Here is an 18,408-nt window from a genome sequence, read left to right as displayed (position 1 = left end):
ACCGGCGGCGGCGGCAAGAAGCGTGAAGGCGGCGGCGGCGACCGTGGTCGTCGTCCGCGCCGCGACTAGGACTCGGCATCATCGCTGAAATGACGAAGGCCCCGCTGGAAACAGCGGGGCCTTTTTCATGCGCGGCCTTCGCGGCCACGAAAAAGGGCGGTGACCGAAGCCACCGCCCTCCTGACGTTTCACAACGGTGAAGCGTGGGCTCAGACGAGTTCGTCCTCGTCGTCCTCGCACTCGTCGTCTTCCTCGTCCTCGTCGTCTTCTTCGTCGTCCTCTTCGTCTTCGTCGTCTTCTTCCTCGTCGTCCTCTTCGTCGTCTTCCTCGTCATCCTCTTCGTCGTCGCACTCTTCGTCTTCGTCGTCCTGGGCGAACGCGAGAGCGGATCCGTCGGCGATGTCGGACAGGCCGGCGACCCAGGCGGGTGCGTCGTCGTTGACGATGACCACGTCGGCGTCAGCCGCCGAGGTCCATGCGCCCAACAGCATCACGACTGCCAGTGCGGATGAGGTCTTTAAGAGCTTCATTAGGTAGTCCCCCATTCAAGGTTGCGAGAACGCAACTACGTGAGACTACTCAAGCTTCGCCGTATGTCACGAAATTTGTTTGCACTGTGGCGGAACGAAATTCAGCGACCGTTCATCTTGCCGGTATGTCGGATGGCGTACACTCCGCAGGGCGCGTCTCACCCGGTTCGTACATGGCGCAGGAGCGGTCGATCTCGCCCTGGATCATGGCGCAGGGGTTGGCGGCGTTGCACGGCGGCCGCGTCGCAGGGCTGACCGCGATGCAGCGCTCGACGAGGCGGGCCGACGCCGTCTGGCCCAGGTCGACAACGCAGGCCGTCTCCGAACCGGTGCCGGCCTCCGCGACCGGCTCCTCCTGAGGCGGGGCATCCAGCGGCATGACGACCTCCGCCTCGGACGTCGCTATGGGCACCTCCGTCCCCGTTGGGGCGGCGGGCGCTGAGGCGTCCTCGCACCCCGCCAGGGTCAGGACCGCCAGCAGGCAAACCAGTGAGGTGAAAGCACCGCGCATGGACGTCTCCGATCCAGGTCAGACCGGGACGATGCGCCGATCCGCAGCGGTGCGAAAGAGGCCGGCCCCGTCGTCAGCCCTTCAGCGCCGCCTCCAGCGCCGCACGTTGCAGCACGAACAGGTCGTCACAGCCGCCCTGGGCCAGTTCGAACAGCCGGTCGAACTCGACGCGGGAGAAGCCGCGCTTCTCGCCGGTCGCCTGGATCTCGACGATGGTGCCCGATCCGGTCAGCACGAAGTTGCTGTCGGCCTCGGCATTGGAATCCTCTTCGTAGTCGAGGTCGAGCACCGGCTGGTCGCTGCACACGCCGCACGATACCGCCGCGACCTGGTCCAGGATCGGGTCGGCCTTCAGCACGCCCTCGGCCTTCAGGTAGCCCAGAGCCGCCGCCATCGCGACCCAGGCCCCGGTGATCGAGGCCGTGCGGGTGCCGCCGTCGGCCTGGATCACGTCACAGTCGATCAGCACCTGACGCTCGCCCAGGGCCTTCAGATCGACCACGGCCCGCAGGGACCGCCCGATCAGGCGCTGGATCTCCTGGGTCCGCCCCGACTGTTTGCCCGCCGCAGCCTCGCGACGGCCGCGCGTGTGGGTGGCGCGAGGCAGCATGCCGTATTCGGCGGTGACCCAGCCCTGACCCGAGTTGCGCATCCAGCCGGGCACCTTGTCCTCGATCGAGGCGGTGCAGAGGACCTTGGTATGGCCGAACGAGACCAGGCACGACCCCTCGGCATAGCGGTTCACCCCGGTCTCCAGCGTGACGGTGCGGAGCTGTTCGGGGGTGCGGCCGGAGTGGCGGGGGGTGGCGGTCATGATCGTGGCCTTCAAGGAACGGCTTGGAGAGTGGGGCCGCGCTGCTTATCGTGAAACCGTGAGCCTGTATGCCCCCAACCCGCTTCCGTTCGGAACAGGAACCGCCTCGTCCGGCGGCGGCCTGACCGCGCTGGACGCCCGGGCGCGCGACATCTTCCGCCGCATCGTCGAGACCTATCTGGAAACCGGAGAGCCTGTCGGGTCGCGGACCATCTCGCGCGGCGGGGTCCAGCTGTCGCCCGCCTCGATCCGCAACACCATGCAGGACCTGACCCTGGCCGGGCTGCTGGCCGCGCCCCACACCTCGGCGGGACGGATCCCGACCCATGCGGGCCTGCGCCTGTTCGTCGACGGCTTCCTCGAGATCGGCGACATCGGGGCCGACGAACGCCGCGAGATCGATGCACGGCTGGCGGGCAAGGGCCGGGGTTTCGACGAGGCATTGGATGCAGCATCTTCCCTGCTGTCCGGCCTGGCAGGCGGTGCCGGCATCGTGGCCAGCCCGGTGCGCGACGCAGGCGTCAAACACGTCGAGTTCGTCGCCCTGGGCCACGATCAGGCCCTGGCGGTGCTGGTCGGGGACGACGGCACGGTCGAGAACCGGCTGATGCCCCTGTCGGCCGGAGTCACCCCCTCCACGCTTCAGGAGGCGTCCAACTTCCTCAACGCCCGGCTCAAGGGCCGTCCGCTCGCCGAGGCTCGCACCGAGATGCGGGCCGAACTGGACGCCGCCCGGCAACAGCTCGACGCTGCCGCCGCCCGGCTGGTCGAGGACGGTCTGGCCGCCTGGTCCGGCGGCCCCGACCGCGAGCGCAGCCTCATCGTCCGTGGCCGCGCCAACCTGTTGCAGAACAACGAGACCGCCGCCGATCTGGAGATGGTGCGCGTCCTGTTCGACGACCTGGAGCAGAAGGAACAGCTGATCGGCCTGCTCGACGGGGTCAATGCGGCGCAAGGGGTGCGCATCTTTATCGGGGCGGAAACACGGTTGTTTTCGCTTTCGGGTTCCGCTGTCATCGCGGCGCCCTATATGAACGGCCGACAGCGGGTCCTGGGCGCCATCGGCGTGATCGGACCCGCGCGGTTGAACTACGCCCGCATCATTCCGTTGGTGGATTACACCGCCCGGGTGCTGGGGCGAATGCTGGACGGACAGGACACTTGAGCGACAATCATCCCACACAGGCCGAACTCGACGCGATCGAGGCCGAAGCCGACGCCATTCTGAACGCCGATGCGGCCAACGCCGGCGTCGAACCCACCGTGCTGGACCAGGTCGCCGCCGAACGCGACGAATGGAAGGACCGCGCCCTGCGCGTCGCCGCCGAGATGGAAAACCTCAAGCGCCGTTCGGAGACGCAACAGAACGACGCCCGCGCCTTCGCGATCCAGCGCTTCGCCAAGGACCTGTTGCCCGTCGCCGACAGCCTGCAACGCGCGCTCCAGGCTGCGCCCAAGGACTCCGAAGGCCCCGCCGCCGCCCTGGTGACCGGTCTGGAGCTGGTCGAAAAGGCGCTCCAAGGCGCGTTCGCCAACAACAACCTGAAACAGGTCGCGCCGGGCCCCGGCGATGTCTTCGACCCCCACCTGCACCAGGCCATGATGGAACAGCCGTCCGAGACGGTCGCCGGCGGTGCTGTGCTCCAGACCATGCAGGCCGGCTACGAACTGTTCGGCCGTACCATCCGCCCCGCCATGGTCGTCGTCGCCGCCAAGGGCTCGGGCACCAAAGCCGCCGCCTCGACCGCCTATGCACCCGCCGATGCCGCTAACGGCGCGGCCTACGACTCCAAGGCGTAGTTTCGTCGCCAAGCTTCCTTCTCCCCTTGCGGGAGAAGGTGGCAGCCGAAGGCTGACGGATGAGGGGTCGCACGGCTTCTACAGTGAGCGGCCGCCACACCGACTTTCAAGATCGGCGTAACCCCTCATCCGTCACGCTCCGCGCGCCACCTTCTCCCACAAGGGGAGAAGGGCAACGGACGCGGCGGGAGAAGGATCAGGACTCGGTCAGGCCCCCGCCTTCGACCCGCACGAACCGCGCCCGGCCCTTCAGCTCCTCGAACAGCACCGCCTCCGTGCCCGTCATGAAGGCCTGCAACCCCAGGGCCTCGATCTCGTCGAACAGGGCAGCACGGCGGCGGGTGTCGAGGTGGGCGGGTGCCTCATCCAATAACAATACCGGCGCCGCCCCGCCCGCCGCTTTCAGCCGGGTCACCTGGGCCAGGATCAGGTTCAGCACCAGGGCCTTCTGTTCGCCCGACGACCCCTCGGCGGCCGGGCGGCGCTTCTCGCGGTGCAGGGCGGTCAGGTCCGAGCGATGCGGCCCGAACAGGGACCGGCCGGCCGCCGCGTCCCGGCCCCGCGACCGCGCCATGCCGTCCCGGATGGCGGCGGCGATGGCCTCCTCGCCCGCCCCGTCCAACGCCGCCTGTTCCGCTTCGCCCGCCAGACCCAGATCGGCCTGAGGGAACGGCCGGTCGCCCCGATCGTCGATCCCGGCCTGAAGCGCGCCCAGCGCCCCCGCCCGCGCCACCGCCGCCCGCGCGCCCGTCTCGCCCAGCCGCGCCTCCAGCGCATCCAGCCACAGGGGGTCCGCCGCGCGCCCATGCTCGACCCCGTCAGTCAGCAGCCGCAACCGCTCGCGCAGCGCCTTTTCGTATCCCGACACCACCCCCGCATGATCGGGGTCGGCGGCGAACACCAGCCGGTCGAAGAATTTCAGCCGATCCGCCCGCGCGTCCGAGAACAGCCGATCCTGCTCCGGCGTCGCCCACACCGGCCGCAGATAATCCAGGAACCGCCCCGGCTGCGCCGTCTCCCCGTCGATCCGCACGATCCTCCGACTGGCCCCGGCCGCCTGGGTTCCGGTCCCGAGCTTGATCTCTTCGCCATCCCCCCCATCCAGGGTCAGCGCCACCGCCCAGGCCCGCCCGACCGCCTCGCCCGGCTCCCTGCGCCCCATCTCCTGCGCCGTCGCCGACCGCAGCCCTCGGCCCGGCGTGAACAGGCTCAGCGCCTCCAGCAGATTGGTCTTCCCCGCCCCGTTCGGCCCATGCAGCACGACGGGCCCGCTGCCCACGGGCAGGGTCGCGGAGGCATAGGACCGGAAATCGGTGAGGGTGAGGGACTGGATACTCAAAAGTTTCCGCTCATCCCGGCTTACGCCGGCGCTTCTTCGTCGCCATAGCGACTGAGCCAATCCGTCAGAACCTGCATAACCTCATAGGGCGTCTGTTCAGGAAAGACCGCGATCACGCCGTCCAGTCCCGGGATCATCGTTCGCGTGAAGACCCCATCCCGGACAGGGTCGGCCCCTTTCCGAAGGACATACCCCACCATGCTTGATCCTCGCTGTCTGAAAAGCTCGAACTTTCGAACATCTTTCCAGGGCACCAGATGGGGTTTGCGCAATCCAAAGACGGTGAAACCTTCCTCGGTCAAAACGAGCCGGGCTGGCTTGCACACTCGAATGAACGAGAGGAGGCCTGAGTAAGCGGCAAAAAGGATGCACGACCAATAGGCGATCTGCGACACGATTGGCGGAAAGCGCAAGCTCAGGAAATCGTACTTCAGCGCAAGACCGAATATGGTGATGACACCCAAGCTGAGCATAGCTCTAAGGCCCGACTTCCAGACAGCGCCCGTAAAGACCAACCGCTCTTCGGTCTCCGCCACCTACACCCTCAGCGGCATCAGCACGTACTGAACCCCCGGATCGCCGGGATCCAGCACCAGCGTCGGGCTGGCCGGGTCGGCGAACATGAAGGTGGCGTTGTCGCCGGTGATCTGGCCGGCGACGTCGAGCAGATACCGCGCGTTGAAACCGATCTCGAAGGGGTCGTCGGAATAGCCGATCTCGACCTCCTCGACGCCCTGGCCGGCCTCCATGTTGCGCACCGTCAGGGTGACGCGGTCCAGCTCGAACGCCAGTTTCACCGACCGGCTCTTCTCGGCCGAGATGGTGGCGACGCGGTCGACGGCCGAGGCGAAGATGGCCTTGTCGATGTCGGCCTGTTTGTCGTTCCCCTTGGGGATCACCCGCATATAGTCGGGGAAGGCGCCGTCGATCACCTTGGAGGTCAAGGACGCGGCCCCGAACTGGAAGCGGATCTTCTGGGGGCTGACCTGGACCTCGACGGGACCGGCACCGTCGTCGAGCAGGCGCCGCACCTGGTCGATGGTCTTGCGCGGCACGATGACCCCGGGACCGCCTGCGGCCCCTTCCGGCGCCGGCGTCTCGGCCAGGGCCAGGCGGTGGCCGTCGGTCGCCACGGCGCGAAGCAGGGGGATGCCCTGTTCCGCCACCGTGTGCAGATACAGGCCGTTCAGATAATACCGCGTCTCCTCGGTCGAGACCGCGAACCGGGTCTTGTCGATCAGCCGCGCCAGATCGTCCTTCATCAGGGTAAACCGCACGCCCGAGGTGTCCGTCGACATGACCGGGAAATCCCCGGCCGGCAGGACCGGCAGATTGAACCGCGACCGCCCCGCCGCCACCGTCAGGCGCGGATCGTCGCCGTTGTAGGTCAGCGAGACCTCGGCCCCGTCCGGAAGCTTGCGCACGATCTCGTACAAGGTGTGGGCCGGCGCCGTGATCGATCCCTCGACCTGGACCGTGGCATCGGCCTGATCGACGATCTCCATGTCCAGGTCGGTCGCGGCGAACGACAGGCTGTCGCGCCCGGCGCTCAGCAGGACGTTGGACAGGATCGGAATGGTGTTCCTGCGCTCGACCACGCTCTGGACGTGCCCGAGGGCCTTCAGGAGCGCGGAACGTTCGATGGTCAGCTGCATGGTGTCTCAAGGCCCGGCGCGGCGGAATCGACGTCGCGCAATAGAATGGCTGTGGACACTAGCCTATTGGCGCAAAGGGGCAACCGGCACGGGCGCGATGCTCCACAACTGCCGCAGCCTTCAATCTTCCTCGGCCCAGGCCTTGAGCAAGGTGTGGGCGATGGCGAAGGGCGGCGGGGCCTTGATCGCGTGATGGCCTGCCAGAACCGCCCGCGCCTCACCCCGCGTCAGCCAGGCGACGGCCTCCAGCTCGGTCTGGTCCGGCGTGGCCTGGTCGTCGGTCACCTCGGCGAACAGGCCGATCATCAGCTGGGACGGAAACGGCCAGGGCTGGCTGGAGTGGTAGCGGACGCTGGTCACGGTCAGGCCGCTCTCCTCCTTGATCTCGCGCGCGCACGCCTCCTCGATCGTCTCCCCGGGCTCCAGGAACCCGGCCAGGGCCGACATCCGCCCCGCGGGCCAGGCCGCTTGGCGCCCCAGCAGACAGATGGGCTCGGCCCCGCCCGAATAGATCGGCACCATGATCGTCACCGGATCGACCCTCGGGAAATGCTCGGTCTTGCAGGCGGGGCAGATCCGCTTCCAGCCGCCGTTGGCGTTCTCGCTCTGCTGACCGCAGGCGGCGCAGAACCCGTGCCGCCTGCGCCAGTCGAACAGGGACTTGGCCGTCCCGGCCATGGCGGCTTCGCCCCCCGACAGCACCGCCGCCGCCTCGCGCATCCCCGAGAATGCCCCGAGCCCCCGCACCGGCCCGTCGGCGGGGTCACCGGGTCCCTGGATTTCGACCGCAAAGACCGGTGCATCCTTCCACAGCCCAAGGAACAGCTCGTCGGTCGGCGCGACATCGCGCGCCTGTTCCATGCCCAGCCAGACCAGGCGCGGCCCCTCGGCATGATCCTCCAGCAGCGGCTGCCCCTCCCACAGCACCAGCGCCAACGCATCCGCGCTCGCCGCCTGTTCCTCCAGCCACGTCGGATCGGCGCGCAGGTCCCCGCCCCGGTCGAGCGGGTTGCCGGCGAAGGTGTTGAGCGGGACGAGGGTCATGAGCCGTTCTTAGCGGGTGCGGCGCACAACGGGGAGAGGCCTTGATCTCGCCGCCGGGATTCGCGATATGGACCTCGGAGATCGCGGGCGAAGGCTTCGCCAACCTGGTCAGGGCCGGAAGGCAGCAGCCACAACGAATTCCCCTTCGGGTCGCGGTCTCTACTTTTCCATCTTTTTTAGGGCGCTAACGCTCGCGACGCGGTCGCTCGCTGCTTGAGCGCGTCCAGCGTCGCGTCACCAAGAAATCAGCCCCGCCGCTGGGTAGCGACGGGGCCGAGACTTTTACATCGGGCGCGTCACCCGGCCGCCCAGGTTGTCGATGACCTCGCGGGCGTCGAAGGCGTTGGGGTCGTTGGCGGGCTTGGGGCCTCGACCCATGACGATTTCGGACGTGGCCTCGTACCGATCGATCTGGCGGACGTCGAAGTCGTCGCGCCCCCAGAACGGGTCGTTCCACGAACTCCACGACCCGCGACCGTACCAGCGCCACGACGGGCCCCAGAACGGGCTGTAGCGGCCATAATACGGGCTGTAGCCGAACCCGGGTCGGGGCGAACCGAAGCTGGAATAGCGGGTGTCGCGGTCGGTGGCGCGGTTGACGGTGGCGAACCAGTCGAAGCCGTTCTGGGTCGTCAGTTCGGCCGAACGCAGCAACAGCCCCATCTCTACGTCCTCGCGCGAGGTCACGGAGTTGCCGGCGAAGGTGACGCGGAAGCGATCGTTCTCCAGCCGCTGCTCGGCATAGCCGCCGCGCACGCCGCCGGTGCCGGCCGGCTGGTACGGGGTCGCCGTGGCGCAGGCCGACAGGGCCAGGGCCGCGGTGGCCGCCAGCAGAATGGGTCTAAGGGACAGGGTTCTCACGGGAAAATCTCCTTTGGCCGGGTCACGGGCCTTTTCGTCGTAACGGGCCGTGCGGACGGTCGTTCCGTATGGCCAAGAACGCCTATAATCGCGACACAATCAAGACCGAGGCCGCAAGCAGCAGCAGTCCGACGAAGACGCCGAACCCGCGCCGGAACCGGGGCTCGCTCATCCGCCGCGCCAGGGCCGCGCCACCCAGGCCATAGGCGCTCATCGCCAGCACATCCATGCCGATGGTGGCGGCGGCGAACAGGGCCAGTTGCGGGGCCACCGGTCGCTGAACATCCAGAAAGGGCGGCAGGACGGCGGTGAAGAACAATATGGCCTTGGGGTTGGCGATCTGGACCATGAAGCCGTTCATGAAGGCCCCGCGATCTCGACGCACGGTGACCGCATGGGTGGCATGGGCCGGCCTCAGCGCCGCGCGGATCGCCTGCACGCCCAGCCAGGCGACATAGAGGGCCCCGCCGACCGCCACCACCTTGAACGCCAGCGGAAAGGCCGCGACCAGGACCCCCAGCCCCAGGGCCGCCGCTCCGAACCAGACCAGGGTCGCCGCATTCATGCCCAGCACCCCGACGAGGGCCGCGCGACGGCCGCGCTCGGCTCCGGTGGCGACCGCAAACAGGTTCGCCGGCCCCGGCGTCACGGCCATGACGGCCATCACGCCCAGGAAGGCGACATAGAGGTGGGGATCGACCGGCAGCATGGCCGCCGCTTTCGACGGCGGCCGGGGTCAGGTCAAGCGATCAGCGCGTCTCGGGCGTGGTCTCGGCTTCGGCCGCCGCCGCATCCGCGTCCTCGACGGCGTCGGCGGCCTGATCCAGTGCGTACTGGGCGATCAGCCCATAGGTGCGCAGCTGTTCGGGATCGGGGTTGGTCCAGGCGCTGTTGCGCACGATACCCATGCCTCCGGCCATGCCCCGTTCGACCTCTGCCTGGACTTCCGGGTCGCTGAGCGCGTCCCGGACCAGGGCGTCGACGTCGATGTCGGCGAGCGCCGCCTGGGCGATGGCACCCGCGTGCTGGCTGACCGTCGCGGTGAAGGCGGCGATCTCGGGCTGGTATTCGGACCACAGGGCGGCGATGCGCGCCTCGCGCTGGCCCTCGGTCAGGCTTTCGTCCTCGGCGATGACCTCGGCGCGGTCGCCGAAGGTCTCCATCCGCGCCTCGAAAGCCTCGGCCGCCGCCTCGATGGCGGCTTCGGCGGGGCTGTCGGCCTGAACGTCAGGGCCTTCAGCCGCGAGCGCGGCCGACAGCGGCAGGACGGCGAGGGCGGCGGCGAGGCTGAGGATGCGGATCATGGCGCGGCTCCTGGGGGGATCTGATGCCCCCAAGGTCTGCCGAACGCCGCTCGACCTCAAGTTACTTCGCGTTAAGGCGAGCGGCGCGGCGGGTGTGGATCAGAACTGTCGCTCGACTGCGGGCACCGGGTTCCCGGGCGTGCCGGGGAAGGGCCGGACGCCGGGACCGCGACGGACGGCCAGACGCTCACGGTCGACCTGGCGACGGATGTCGTCGGGAAATTCGCGGACCTTCTCGGCATCGCGATAGCGACCACCGACATTGCCCTCGACGGCCAGGCGGGCGTCGATCAGGTCGGCCAGGGCGTCGGCCTCGGGCTGATACTTGGCGGCGATGGCGCGGGTTTCGTTGACGCTGCGGGCATGGCTCATTTCCAGACCCATGCGCGCCATCTCGCGCTCGAACCGGGACGTGGCGTCGCGGAAGGTCAGCACTGCGGGCTGAACCCGGCTTGCGCCTGGCTGTGACGGGGCGGCATTTACGGACAGGGCCGGGGCGGCGAGCGCCAGGGCAAGGGTGGCGGCGATGAACAGGCGCATGCGATCCTCCGGGTTGAACTACCGGAGGATGCGCCGCGAACACCAGTTCGCCAAGAGAGATTGTCTCACTTGCGCGTGAAGCTGAGCAGCGGCCGGGAACGCGGAAAGCCATCCCGGCCCAAGCGCAAACTGGCTGCCGTCAGTTGGCGGGAGCCGGGGTCGGCGTCGCGGCCGGTGCAGCCATCACCCCCTCGCGGACTTCGGTCGGAACATTGCGGATACGCGCCATGCCGGCGGCGATCTGGGTCTGGTCTTCCGGCGGGATGGGCTGGGTGGCCATGAAGGCCTCGATGAGGGTCGCAAAGGCGTCGGCCTTGGGCTGATATTTGGCGACGATGGCGTCGGCGTCGACGTTCGCCTTGGCCGTGTCGGTGCCGGCAGCGGTCTTGGCGGCGCTCAGTTCGGCGCTCATGGCCTGCATGTCGGTGCCGAAGGCCTCACCGGCCGCCTCGAGGTCGGCCTCGGTCGGAGCCGCGACAGCAGGAGCGGCGGGCGCGGTCGGGGCAGGGGTCGTCTGGGCGAAAGCGGGACCCGCCAGGGCCAGGACGGCGACGGCGGCGAGAATGCGGGCGGACATGGACGAAACTCCGGGAGGGAACGGACGGAAAGATGAGGGAGCCCGGCTCCCAACGGCGACAGGGTGGCGGATATTTCCGGCGGCGGCGAGACCCTTTCCGGCGAACAGAGGTCTGGTAGTGTTCCCACATGATCCGGTCGCTCGTCTCCGTCGCCGCGCTCGCCCTGGCCTGCTGCCCGGCAGCCACCCAGGCCCAGGCCCCGGGGCGACCCTATGCGGTCCAGGGTTCGTGCGGCGGCGTGACGGCCACCACCGTGCGGATGGCCGAGAACTATTGCCTGGGCCGGGTCTGGCAGAGGACGGGCAGCGACGGCCCACGGATGCCGCGCGGTCTGTTGCAGATTTCCGATACCGATTGGCTGGTCACCGACCTGGGCACCTGGGACGCCGGGCGAGGCGCGCTGTGGCGGATGCGGGTTCAGGGCCAAACGGTGGTCTGGACCCGGCTGATGCGCGGCCTGTCGATGCCGCACACCATCGCGCGCGGACCGGACGGCCGTATCTATCTGGCCGAGATGAGCCGCATCGTCGCCTTCGACCCGGCCCGGCCAGAGGCGGCGGTCGCCGTGGTCGAGGGCCTGCCGGACAACCGGTTGCACGAGAACCGCCACCCCTTGTCCAGCTTCATCTTCGACGGTGACGGCGCCCTGCTGGTCAATGTCGGAGCCCCGTCCGACCGCTGCCTGACCCCGGCCGGGCGGCCCATCGCCGATGCGTCGGGCCAGTGTGCGCAAGGGGCAGAACAGGCCATGGTACGCCGCTATCCCATGACCACGCCGGGCCGATGGAGCCCGACCTGGACCGCCTATGCGACGGGGCTGCGCAACTCCGTGGCCATGGTCCGTCACGGATCAGGGGCCGTCTATCAGGGCGAGAACTCCGTCGACCTGACCACCGCCAACCGGCCGTTCGACGAGATCAACCGGCTGACGGCGGGGGCCCATTACGGCTGGCCCTACTGCACCGACATGGCCACCGCCCTGCCTGGCTGGACGACGCGACAGGCGCGGTGCGGCCAGAGGACGCCGCCGGTCTCTCTGTTGCCGCCCCACGCCGCGCCCCTGGCCATGCTCTATTACGACGGGGCCATGTTCCCCGAACTGCGTGGGCGGATGCTGATGAGCTGGCATGGCCATCGCCAGGCGGCCGGCCGGATCGTGGCCATCGAGACCGATGCAGACGGCGCGCCCCTGACCGACACCCGGGCCCACTATGCCGTCTATCCGCGCGGTGCCCTGCCCTATCCCCCGAGCGCGCCCGCACCCCGGGCCCGGGTGCTCACGCCGGGCTGGAATGCGGTGGCGGGCTCCCACCCGATGGGCGCACCGGTCGGAATGGCCGTGGCCCGCGACGGCTCGATCTGGGTCGCCGACGACCGCAACGCCGCGATCCTCAGGATCGCCCGGCCCTGAAGTTCGTCAGGCGGGTCGATCCCCTCGTCCTTTGAGGGTGAGCGGTGCGGTGGAATGTTTCATCACCAAGGACACCAAGAATCCACAAAGGGCACGAAGGGATCGCGCTGGGTTCAAGATCGCCGCGCCAGAAAACAGGGCGCGGAGAATGAAGGCGGCTGCGCCGCAGGCTGGCCTTCCGCTGAAACCCATTCATGGAACCGATTGCTGGCCGCACCGCCCGTTCAGTCCCTTCGTGGCCTTTGTGGATTCTTGGTGACCTTGGTGATGAACCCTCTGTCCCTCACGGTCGGCTCAGAGCACCGCCCAAACGAAAAGAGCGGCCCGTCTTTCGACGGACCGCTCCAGTTTCGATACCTCAGAGGCCCCGCAAGGCCGCCTTGGATTTTTAGCCGCGTTCGCCGGGCTCTTGGGCATAGCCCGAACTCGAACCGGTCGCCGCAGGAGCGGAGTAGGTCGGAGCGGCGGGATAGCTGGCCGGAGCCGAGTAGCCGTTGTCGGCGGGAACGGCCGGGGCGAGGTAGCCCGTGTCGGCCGGCGGAGCCATGTTGCCCGAATAGGCAGGCGGCGAGGCCACGTCGCAGCAGTGCTCGTCCGGATGATCGGGACCGGCGGGCGTGAAGTGGATTTCCGGCGGGGCCACGGACACTTCCGACGGGCGGACGTGGACGTCGGGCGCTTCCAGATAGACCTGGGCAGGCGCGACCTGGACCGGCGGGGCGTCGACGTAGATCGGCGGGCCCTGGATGTAGATGGCGGGCGACGGTGCGAACACCGGAGCCGAAGAGATGCGCAGGCCGGGGGCGCGGACCCGGATCGGCGGTGCGGGCGGACGGACCGTGTAGAACGGAACGTTGATCACCGGCACGTTGCATTCGCAGTTGCGGTCATAGATGGTCGCGCCACCACCGCCCCAGCGCTCGCTTTCGACGAAGGAAACCTGCGTCGGGTTGGCAACCGCGGAAGAGCCCGTGGTCGCTTCGTCTGCAGCGAAGGCCGAGCCGGCCGCCGTTGCCATGGTGGCGCCCAGCGCCATGATCAGAACTGATTTCACTTTGATGTCTCCCCAGTCACCTGAACCTTACTGAAGCATGAACGGCAGCGGTTTGGCTTGCACCCAGCAAGACGCAAACCAATGATTTTTTTCGCGTTGCAGGAGAGTGACACCAACGCTTTGGAGAATTCCTTGAGTTTGTTCCCCTGGGAGACCATCTGACGCCTCCCGCGTTCACCAAGACTCGTCACGAAGCAGGCCCTGCAATGACCTTCGCCGACCCGAAATCGACCCCGACCGGCTCCGATCACGAGGACGTGATCAAGGAAGGGTCCGACGCCGGCTTCATGGCCGACGTCATCGCGGCCTCGAAAACCGTCCCGGTCATCGTCGATTTCTGGGCGACCTGGTGCGGCCCCTGTCGCCAGCTGACCCCGGCCCTGGAAAAGGCCGTGCGCGCGGCGGGCGGCAAGGTCCGGCTGGTCAAGATCGATGTCGACAAGAATCCAGCCTACGCGGGCCAGCTGCGGGTCCAGTCGATCCCGACCGTCTATGCCTTCGTCAACGGCCAGCCGATCGACGGCTTCCAGGGCGCGGTGCCCGAAAGCCAGATCAAGGCCTTCATCGACAAGCTGACCGGCGGGACCGGCGAGAACCCGGACGTCGAGCAACTGCTGTCGCTCGGCGAGGAATCGCTCGGTCTCGAGGATTTCGGCGGTGCCGCCCAGGCCTTCGCCCATGTGCTGACCCTCGACCCCGAGAACCTCAAGGCCATCGCGGGCATGGCGCGGGTCTATCTGGCGTCGGGCGATGCCGAACAGGCGGCCCAGACCATCGCCATGGCCCCCGAAGGCTCGTCCGACCCGGCGGTCCAGAGCGTCCGCGCCCAGCTGGCCCTGATGTCGGCCGCCCCCTCCGGCGAGGCTGACGCCCTGAAGGCCCGCGTCGCCGCCGATCCGACCGACCATCAGGCCCGCTACGACCTGTCGCTCGCACAGGCCGCTGAAGGCGACCTGAAGGGCGCGGTCGACAGCCTGCTGGCCATCGTCACGGCCGACCGCGAGTGGAATGAACAGCAGGCGCGCAAGCAGTTGCTTGTGGTGTTCGAGGCCGCAGGCTTGGCCAGCGACATCGCAAAGGACGGCCGCCGACGCCTGTCCTCCATTCTGTTCGCATGAGGAAGCCGACGATGGCCCAGGGCTATGTGAAGGCGGCCGACCTGCCGCAGGTCATTCCGGTCTTCCCGTTGCCGGGGGCGATCCTGCTGCCGCGTGGCCAGCTGCCGCTCAACATCTTCGAGCCGCGCTATCTGAACATGATCGACGACGCCATGGCCGGGGACCGGATGATCGGCCTGATCCAGCCGTCGGGCGGCCCTGCGAGCCTGCCCAGCCTCACCGCCGTCGGCTGCGCCGGCCGGATCACCAGTTTCGCCGAGACCTCGGACGGTCGATACCTCGTGACCCTGACCGGCATCTGCCGCTTCCGCGTTGCTGTCGAACTGCCCAGCCAGACGCCCTACCGCCAGGTCCGCGCCGCCTTCGCCCCTTTCGAGGCCGACCTGGCCTCCCCGTCCGGCGACGACTTCGACCGCGACACCTTCCTGTCGGCCCTGCGCGCCTATCTGGAACGTCGCCAGCTCGAGATCGACTGGGACACCGCGGGCGGCGCCCCGCAGGAGGCCCTGATCAACTCCCTGTCCATGGCCCTGCCGTTCGAGCCGGCCGAGAAACAGGCCCTGCTGGAATCCCAGACCCTCGAGGACCGCTGCCAGACCCTGACCGCCCTCCTCCAGATCGACGCCGCCGAAAGCGGCGACGGCGATTCCCCGACGGCGATGCAGTAGGTAGGGGGCGCTACCGCTCGCGACGCGGTCGCTCGCTGCTTGAGCGCGTAGACCCCACGCGCGAAGCGATGATGTGGGCTCAAGTAGCGCAACGCGCGATAGCCCACTAGAAAGACATCATGTCAGACGCCTTTCACACCCCCTCGACCGTCGATCCGCGCCTGCTGGAGGTGCTGGTCTGTCCCGTGACGCGCGGGCCGCTGTCCTATGACCGAGAGGCGGGTGAACTGGTGTCGAAGGGCGCGAAGCTGGCCTTCCCGATCCGCGACGGCGTCCCGATCATGCTGGCCGAGGAAGCGCGTCCGATCGAGGGTTAGGTCCGGGCGCGCTCAGCAAGCGCCAGGTTCCCGCGGATACGGACGGTCAGCAGTCCCAAAGCAAAGCTTCCGGGTTCAGCATCTGAAATTTAACCTTCTCGTGCGAGCTTGACCGTGAAATTGCGGTCGAGGGGGCCGAATGCACGGTCGCTGGCGACTATTCAGACATGATGCGGGACAGGCCTCGGGCCCGCACGCGCTCGTCTATGTCGCCCTCTTCGTGCTCTGCCTTGCCTTCGGGATCTGGAGCGCGCGCACCTTCGACGCCGTGGTCATCTGGCCCGCCAACGGGGTGATGCTGGCCGCAGCCCTGCATCTGCATCGTCGCCGTGCGATCCAGGTCCTGGCCGCCTGCCTCGTCATCAACCTGATCGGCAACCTAGTGCGCGGGGACATCGCCCCCTTCTGGTGGCTGAATGCCGTCATGAACATGGGCGAGGTCCTGGTGGCGACCGTCATCGCCCGTCGCGTCGGGGGTGCCGCCCTCGACCTGCGACGGCCCAAGCGGTTGTGGCGCTTCGCCTTCCTGGCCGTCGTCCCGGCCGTCCTGCTGTCGACCGTCATTTCCATCGGCGTGGCTGCGGCGACCTTCCGGTTCCCCGTGAGCAGCCTGCTGTTCATGGGCCAGCGCTTCTTCATCATGGAGACCCTGGGCCTGTTGATGGTGACGCCGGCCCTGCTGCTGATCGCCAAGGCGCACCGATTCCGCTCGACCGCCCCGGCGTCCCCGCGCGAAGCGGCGGTCCTGATCGTGCTGCTGATGACGGTGACGACCGGAATCTTCTTCCAGAACGTGGTCCCCGCCGCCTTCCTGATCTTCCCCTTCCTGCTGCTGGTCGCATTCCGCACGCCGCCGTCGTGGGTTGCTGGGGCCGTCATCGGGGTGGCCGTCATCGCCGCCGCCGGCACCCTGTCCGGCCACGGCCCCGGGACCCTGTCGCGGCTTTCCGAACTGCCGGAACTGTCTGACCGACCGACCCTGCTGCGCCACTTGAACATCTACTATATCTTCCTGCTGGGCGTCCTGGTCACGGCCCTGCCGGTTTCGGCGGTCATGTCGGAGCGCCGTCGCCTGATCCTTTGCCTCAAGGCCCGGACCGAAACCGCCCACGCCGCCCGCCGTCGCGCCGAACAGGCCGACGCTGCCAAGTCCCGCTTCCTGGCCCTGATGAGCCACGAGATGCGCACCCCCCTGAACAGTGTCACCGGCTATGCCGAGGTGCTGGCGCGTCGCCCCGGGATGGACCTGGACGCCGTGTCCCACCTGGGCCACATCCAGCGTTCGGGCGACGCCCTGCTGATGCTTGTCGAGGACGTTCTCGAGATTTCCCGCGGTGACGACCTGCTCAACCTGATACCCCTGTCCCTGGCGCAGGTCATCGACGCCGCTGCGGCCCCCAGCCGGATCGAGGCCGCCGACAAGGGCCTGACCCTCACCGTCGAGGTCCGCCCCGACGCCCTGGCCCCCGTCATCGGCGACCCCCGCCGCCTGCGCCAGGCCCTGCACCACCTGATCGGCAATGCCGTGAAGTTCACCGACCACGGCGGTGTCACCGTTCTGGCCGACCGCATCGACGGCGACATCCTGATCGCCGTGACCGACACGGGCCCGGGCTTCGACCCGGCCGCCGCGCCCCGCCTGTTCGATCCCTTCGTCCAGGGCGACGATTCGATCAGCCGCGCCCATATCGGCGCCGGCATCGGCCTGACCCTGGTCAAGCGTCAGGCCGACCTGATGGGCGGCGACGTCGTGATCGACAGCCGCCCCGGCGAGGGCGCGACCTTCACCCTGCGTCTGCCCCTGCCGCTCGCCGCGCCCGAGGCGATGGCGAACCATACCGATGTCCGCCCCGATCGGGACGAAGGCGCCCCGCCCCGCATCCTCGTCGTCGACGACCATCCCGCCAACCGCGAGGTCGCCCGCCTGATGCTGGCCGCCGTCGGCTGCGAGGTCGCCGAGGCCTGCGACGGCGACGAGGCCATCGACATGGTCGCGACCCAGCCCTTCGACCTGATCCTGATGGATGTGCGGATGCCGCGCGTCGACGGCCTGGCCGCCACCCGGGCCATCCGGGCTTCGGGCAGCCGCGTGCCCATCCTGGCTGTCACCGCCGACGCCATGCCCGAGGATGCCGCCCGCTGCCTGGCCGCCGGCATGGACGCCCACCTGGCCAAACCGATCTCGCACCACGCCCTCTATACGGCCATGGAGCGCCTGCTCTGCGCCCCCGAGACGTCAGAGGCTGAGGCCGCCTGACCGCGATCAGGCTTTCGGTGCCTCGTCGTCCCCCAGCCGCGCCTTGATGAAGGCGATGTCGGCCAGCAGCTGACGCTGTTCCTCATCGGTGAATTTGTGCCGGTCCTCGATCATCGCCCCGATGATCCGCCCGATCAGCAGCGGCAGGATGAACAGCAGGGTCACGTGCATCAGGAAGACGGTCACGATCCGCCCGCCCAGGGTGGTCGCATAGATGTCGCCGTACCCCGTCGTCGTCGCCGTCACCGCCGCCCACCACAGGGCGTCACCGAAGGACTTGGCCTCGAACACGGCATAGAGCCCGGCGCTGACCGCCAGGATGACGGCATAGAGCAGCAGCAGCTCAAGGATGCTGTTGGTGGCGCGGATCAGGAATTTCACGGAAAGGGCTCCATCGAACGCAACGAGACGGTCGCCCAGCCTAGCGTCCGCGTCCGACCACGTCATGCGGCACCTTGCGCAAAATCATCCCCAGCGCATTGCGTTTACCTTTGGATAAATACGCTAGATGTAGCGTCTGCGACGAAAGTGATCGCAACATAGCCGCTTTTGGTCTTGGCACCGTTCCGATCCGATCGCATGGTGAATCCCGCCTCCGGAATCGTAT

The 18,408-nt window shown here is 68.3% G+C and carries 21 protein-coding genes and 1 other RNA gene; 8 read left to right on the top strand and 14 right to left on the bottom strand.

Features of this window, described 5'->3' with window-relative positions:
* Window positions 1-209: 209 nt before the first annotated feature.
* The 3 genes from ACILQR_RS09640 to rph all read right to left on the bottom strand — a co-directional run bounded on the left by ACILQR_RS09640 (window position 210) and on the right by rph (window position 1,855).
* A complete protein-coding gene (locus ACILQR_RS09640) occupies window positions 210-545 on the bottom strand; it encodes a hypothetical protein (protein ID WP_395651219.1) in 336 nt (111 codons plus the stop codon).
* A 97-nt stretch (window positions 546-642) separates the two neighbouring features.
* Window positions 643-1,041: a hypothetical protein gene (locus tag ACILQR_RS09635; RefSeq protein ID WP_395651218.1), complete on the bottom strand. Its 399-nt coding sequence runs from the start codon at window positions 1,039-1,041 to the stop codon at window positions 643-645.
* Window positions 1,042-1,114: 73 nt separating this feature from the next.
* Complete coding sequence (rph, locus tag ACILQR_RS09630; protein ID WP_395651217.1) at window positions 1,115-1,855, bottom strand: ribonuclease PH; 741 nt, start codon at window positions 1,853-1,855, stop codon at window positions 1,115-1,117.
* A gap of 58 nt (window positions 1,856-1,913) precedes the next feature.
* On the opposite strand from rph, the gene hrcA reads away from it, so the two are divergent.
* Entirely contained in the window at window positions 1,914-3,020 is a 1,107-nt protein-coding gene (gene hrcA / locus ACILQR_RS09625) for a heat-inducible transcriptional repressor HrcA (RefSeq protein WP_271147113.1), read from the top strand.
* Window positions 3,017-3,655 carry a nucleotide exchange factor GrpE gene (gene grpE / locus ACILQR_RS09620; RefSeq protein WP_395651216.1) on the top strand — a complete coding sequence of 213 codons (639 nt, stop codon included), beginning with the start codon at window positions 3,017-3,019 and terminating at the stop codon, window positions 3,653-3,655. Before hrcA ends, grpE begins: the two co-directional genes overlap by 4 nt.
* A 196-nt stretch (window positions 3,656-3,851) precedes the next feature.
* Here grpE and recF read toward each other — a convergent pair whose 3' ends face one another.
* The 4 genes from recF to nudC form a co-directional block, all read right to left on the bottom strand.
* On the bottom strand, window positions 3,852-4,994 hold the full coding sequence (gene recF / locus ACILQR_RS09615) for a DNA replication/repair protein RecF (protein ID WP_395651215.1): 1,143 nt from the start codon (window positions 4,992-4,994) through the stop codon (window positions 3,852-3,854).
* Window positions 4,995-5,014: 20 nt separating this feature from the next.
* On the bottom strand, window positions 5,015-5,530 hold the full coding sequence (locus ACILQR_RS09610) for a hypothetical protein (RefSeq protein ID WP_395651214.1): 516 nt from the start codon (window positions 5,528-5,530) through the stop codon (window positions 5,015-5,017).
* Window positions 5,531-6,649 carry a DNA polymerase III subunit beta gene (gene dnaN / locus ACILQR_RS09605; protein ID WP_271146371.1) on the bottom strand — a complete coding sequence of 373 codons (1,119 nt, stop codon included), beginning with the start codon at window positions 6,647-6,649 and terminating at the stop codon, window positions 5,531-5,533. It abuts the gene before it with no gap.
* Between the two features lie 120 nt (window positions 6,650-6,769).
* Entirely contained in the window at window positions 6,770-7,693 is a 924-nt protein-coding gene (gene nudC / locus ACILQR_RS09600; protein WP_395651213.1) for an NAD(+) diphosphatase, read from the bottom strand.
* A gap of 73 nt (window positions 7,694-7,766) precedes the next feature.
* Between nudC and ffs the strand changes: the two genes are divergently transcribed.
* Window positions 7,767-7,860, top strand: an RNA gene (ffs, locus tag ACILQR_RS09595) — signal recognition particle sRNA small type.
* A 115-nt stretch (window positions 7,861-7,975) separates the two neighbouring features.
* Here ffs and ACILQR_RS09590 read toward each other — a convergent pair.
* The 5 genes from ACILQR_RS09590 to ACILQR_RS09570 all read right to left on the bottom strand — a co-directional run bounded on the left by ACILQR_RS09590 (window position 7,976) and on the right by ACILQR_RS09570 (window position 10,975).
* Window positions 7,976-8,545 carry a CC0125/CC1285 family lipoprotein gene (locus tag ACILQR_RS09590; protein ID WP_292155910.1) on the bottom strand — a complete coding sequence of 190 codons (570 nt, stop codon included), beginning with the start codon at window positions 8,543-8,545 and terminating at the stop codon, window positions 7,976-7,978.
* 91 nt (window positions 8,546-8,636) lie between these two features.
* Entirely contained in the window at window positions 8,637-9,263 is a 627-nt protein-coding gene (locus ACILQR_RS09585; RefSeq protein WP_395651212.1) for a LysE family translocator, read from the bottom strand.
* Window positions 9,264-9,303: 40 nt separating this feature from the next.
* Window positions 9,304-9,858 carry a hypothetical protein gene (locus ACILQR_RS09580; protein WP_395651211.1) on the bottom strand — a complete coding sequence of 185 codons (555 nt, stop codon included), beginning with the start codon at window positions 9,856-9,858 and terminating at the stop codon, window positions 9,304-9,306.
* A 99-nt stretch (window positions 9,859-9,957) separates the two neighbouring features.
* On the bottom strand, window positions 9,958-10,398 hold the full coding sequence (locus ACILQR_RS09575; protein ID WP_395651210.1) for a hypothetical protein: 441 nt from the start codon (window positions 10,396-10,398) through the stop codon (window positions 9,958-9,960).
* Window positions 10,399-10,537: 139 nt separating this feature from the next.
* Window positions 10,538-10,975, bottom strand: coding sequence for a translation initiation factor IF-2 (locus ACILQR_RS09570; RefSeq protein ID WP_395651209.1), 438 nt, complete (start codon window positions 10,973-10,975; stop codon window positions 10,538-10,540).
* A 128-nt stretch (window positions 10,976-11,103) separates the two neighbouring features.
* On the opposite strand from ACILQR_RS09570, the gene ACILQR_RS09565 reads away from it, so the two are divergent.
* Entirely contained in the window at window positions 11,104-12,387 is a 1,284-nt protein-coding gene (locus tag ACILQR_RS09565; RefSeq protein ID WP_395651208.1) for a PQQ-dependent sugar dehydrogenase, read from the top strand.
* 388 nt (window positions 12,388-12,775) lie between these two features.
* Here ACILQR_RS09565 and ACILQR_RS09560 read toward each other — a convergent pair whose 3' ends face one another.
* The gene (locus ACILQR_RS09560; RefSeq protein WP_395651207.1) at window positions 12,776-13,441 is read right to left on the bottom strand and encodes a hypothetical protein; all 666 of its coding nucleotides are present in this window, start codon (window positions 13,439-13,441) and stop codon (window positions 12,776-12,778) included.
* 206 nt (window positions 13,442-13,647) lie between these two features.
* Between ACILQR_RS09560 and ACILQR_RS09555 the strand changes: the two genes are divergently transcribed.
* The 4 genes from ACILQR_RS09555 to ACILQR_RS09540 all read left to right on the top strand — a co-directional run bounded on the left by ACILQR_RS09555 (window position 13,648) and on the right by ACILQR_RS09540 (window position 17,801).
* A complete protein-coding gene (locus tag ACILQR_RS09555; RefSeq protein ID WP_395651206.1) occupies window positions 13,648-14,559 on the top strand; it encodes a tetratricopeptide repeat protein in 912 nt (303 codons plus the stop codon).
* An 11-nt stretch (window positions 14,560-14,570) separates the two neighbouring features.
* Window positions 14,571-15,227 (top strand): LON peptidase substrate-binding domain-containing protein, encoded by a 657-nt coding sequence (locus ACILQR_RS09550; protein ID WP_395651205.1) that lies wholly within the window; start codon window positions 14,571-14,573, stop codon window positions 15,225-15,227.
* 119 nt (window positions 15,228-15,346) lie between these two features.
* A complete protein-coding gene (locus ACILQR_RS09545; RefSeq protein ID WP_395651204.1) occupies window positions 15,347-15,544 on the top strand; it encodes a Trm112 family protein in 198 nt (65 codons plus the stop codon).
* Between the two features lie 139 nt (window positions 15,545-15,683).
* On the top strand, window positions 15,684-17,801 hold the full coding sequence (locus ACILQR_RS09540; protein WP_395651203.1) for a response regulator: 2,118 nt from the start codon (window positions 15,684-15,686) through the stop codon (window positions 17,799-17,801).
* Window positions 17,802-17,807: 6 nt separating this feature from the next.
* On the opposite strand, the gene ACILQR_RS09535 is transcribed toward ACILQR_RS09540, so the two are convergent.
* A complete protein-coding gene (locus ACILQR_RS09535) occupies window positions 17,808-18,182 on the bottom strand; it encodes a potassium channel family protein (protein WP_395651202.1) in 375 nt (124 codons plus the stop codon).
* Between the last annotated feature and the right edge of the window lie 226 nt (window positions 18,183-18,408).

It is taken from the genome of Brevundimonas sp., from assembly GCF_044239655.1.
GTDB lineage: Bacteria > Pseudomonadota > Alphaproteobacteria > Caulobacterales > Caulobacteraceae > Brevundimonas.
The sequence above is the reverse complement of the archived record's forward strand: the minus strand, read 5'-3'. Positions and strand labels throughout refer to the sequence as shown.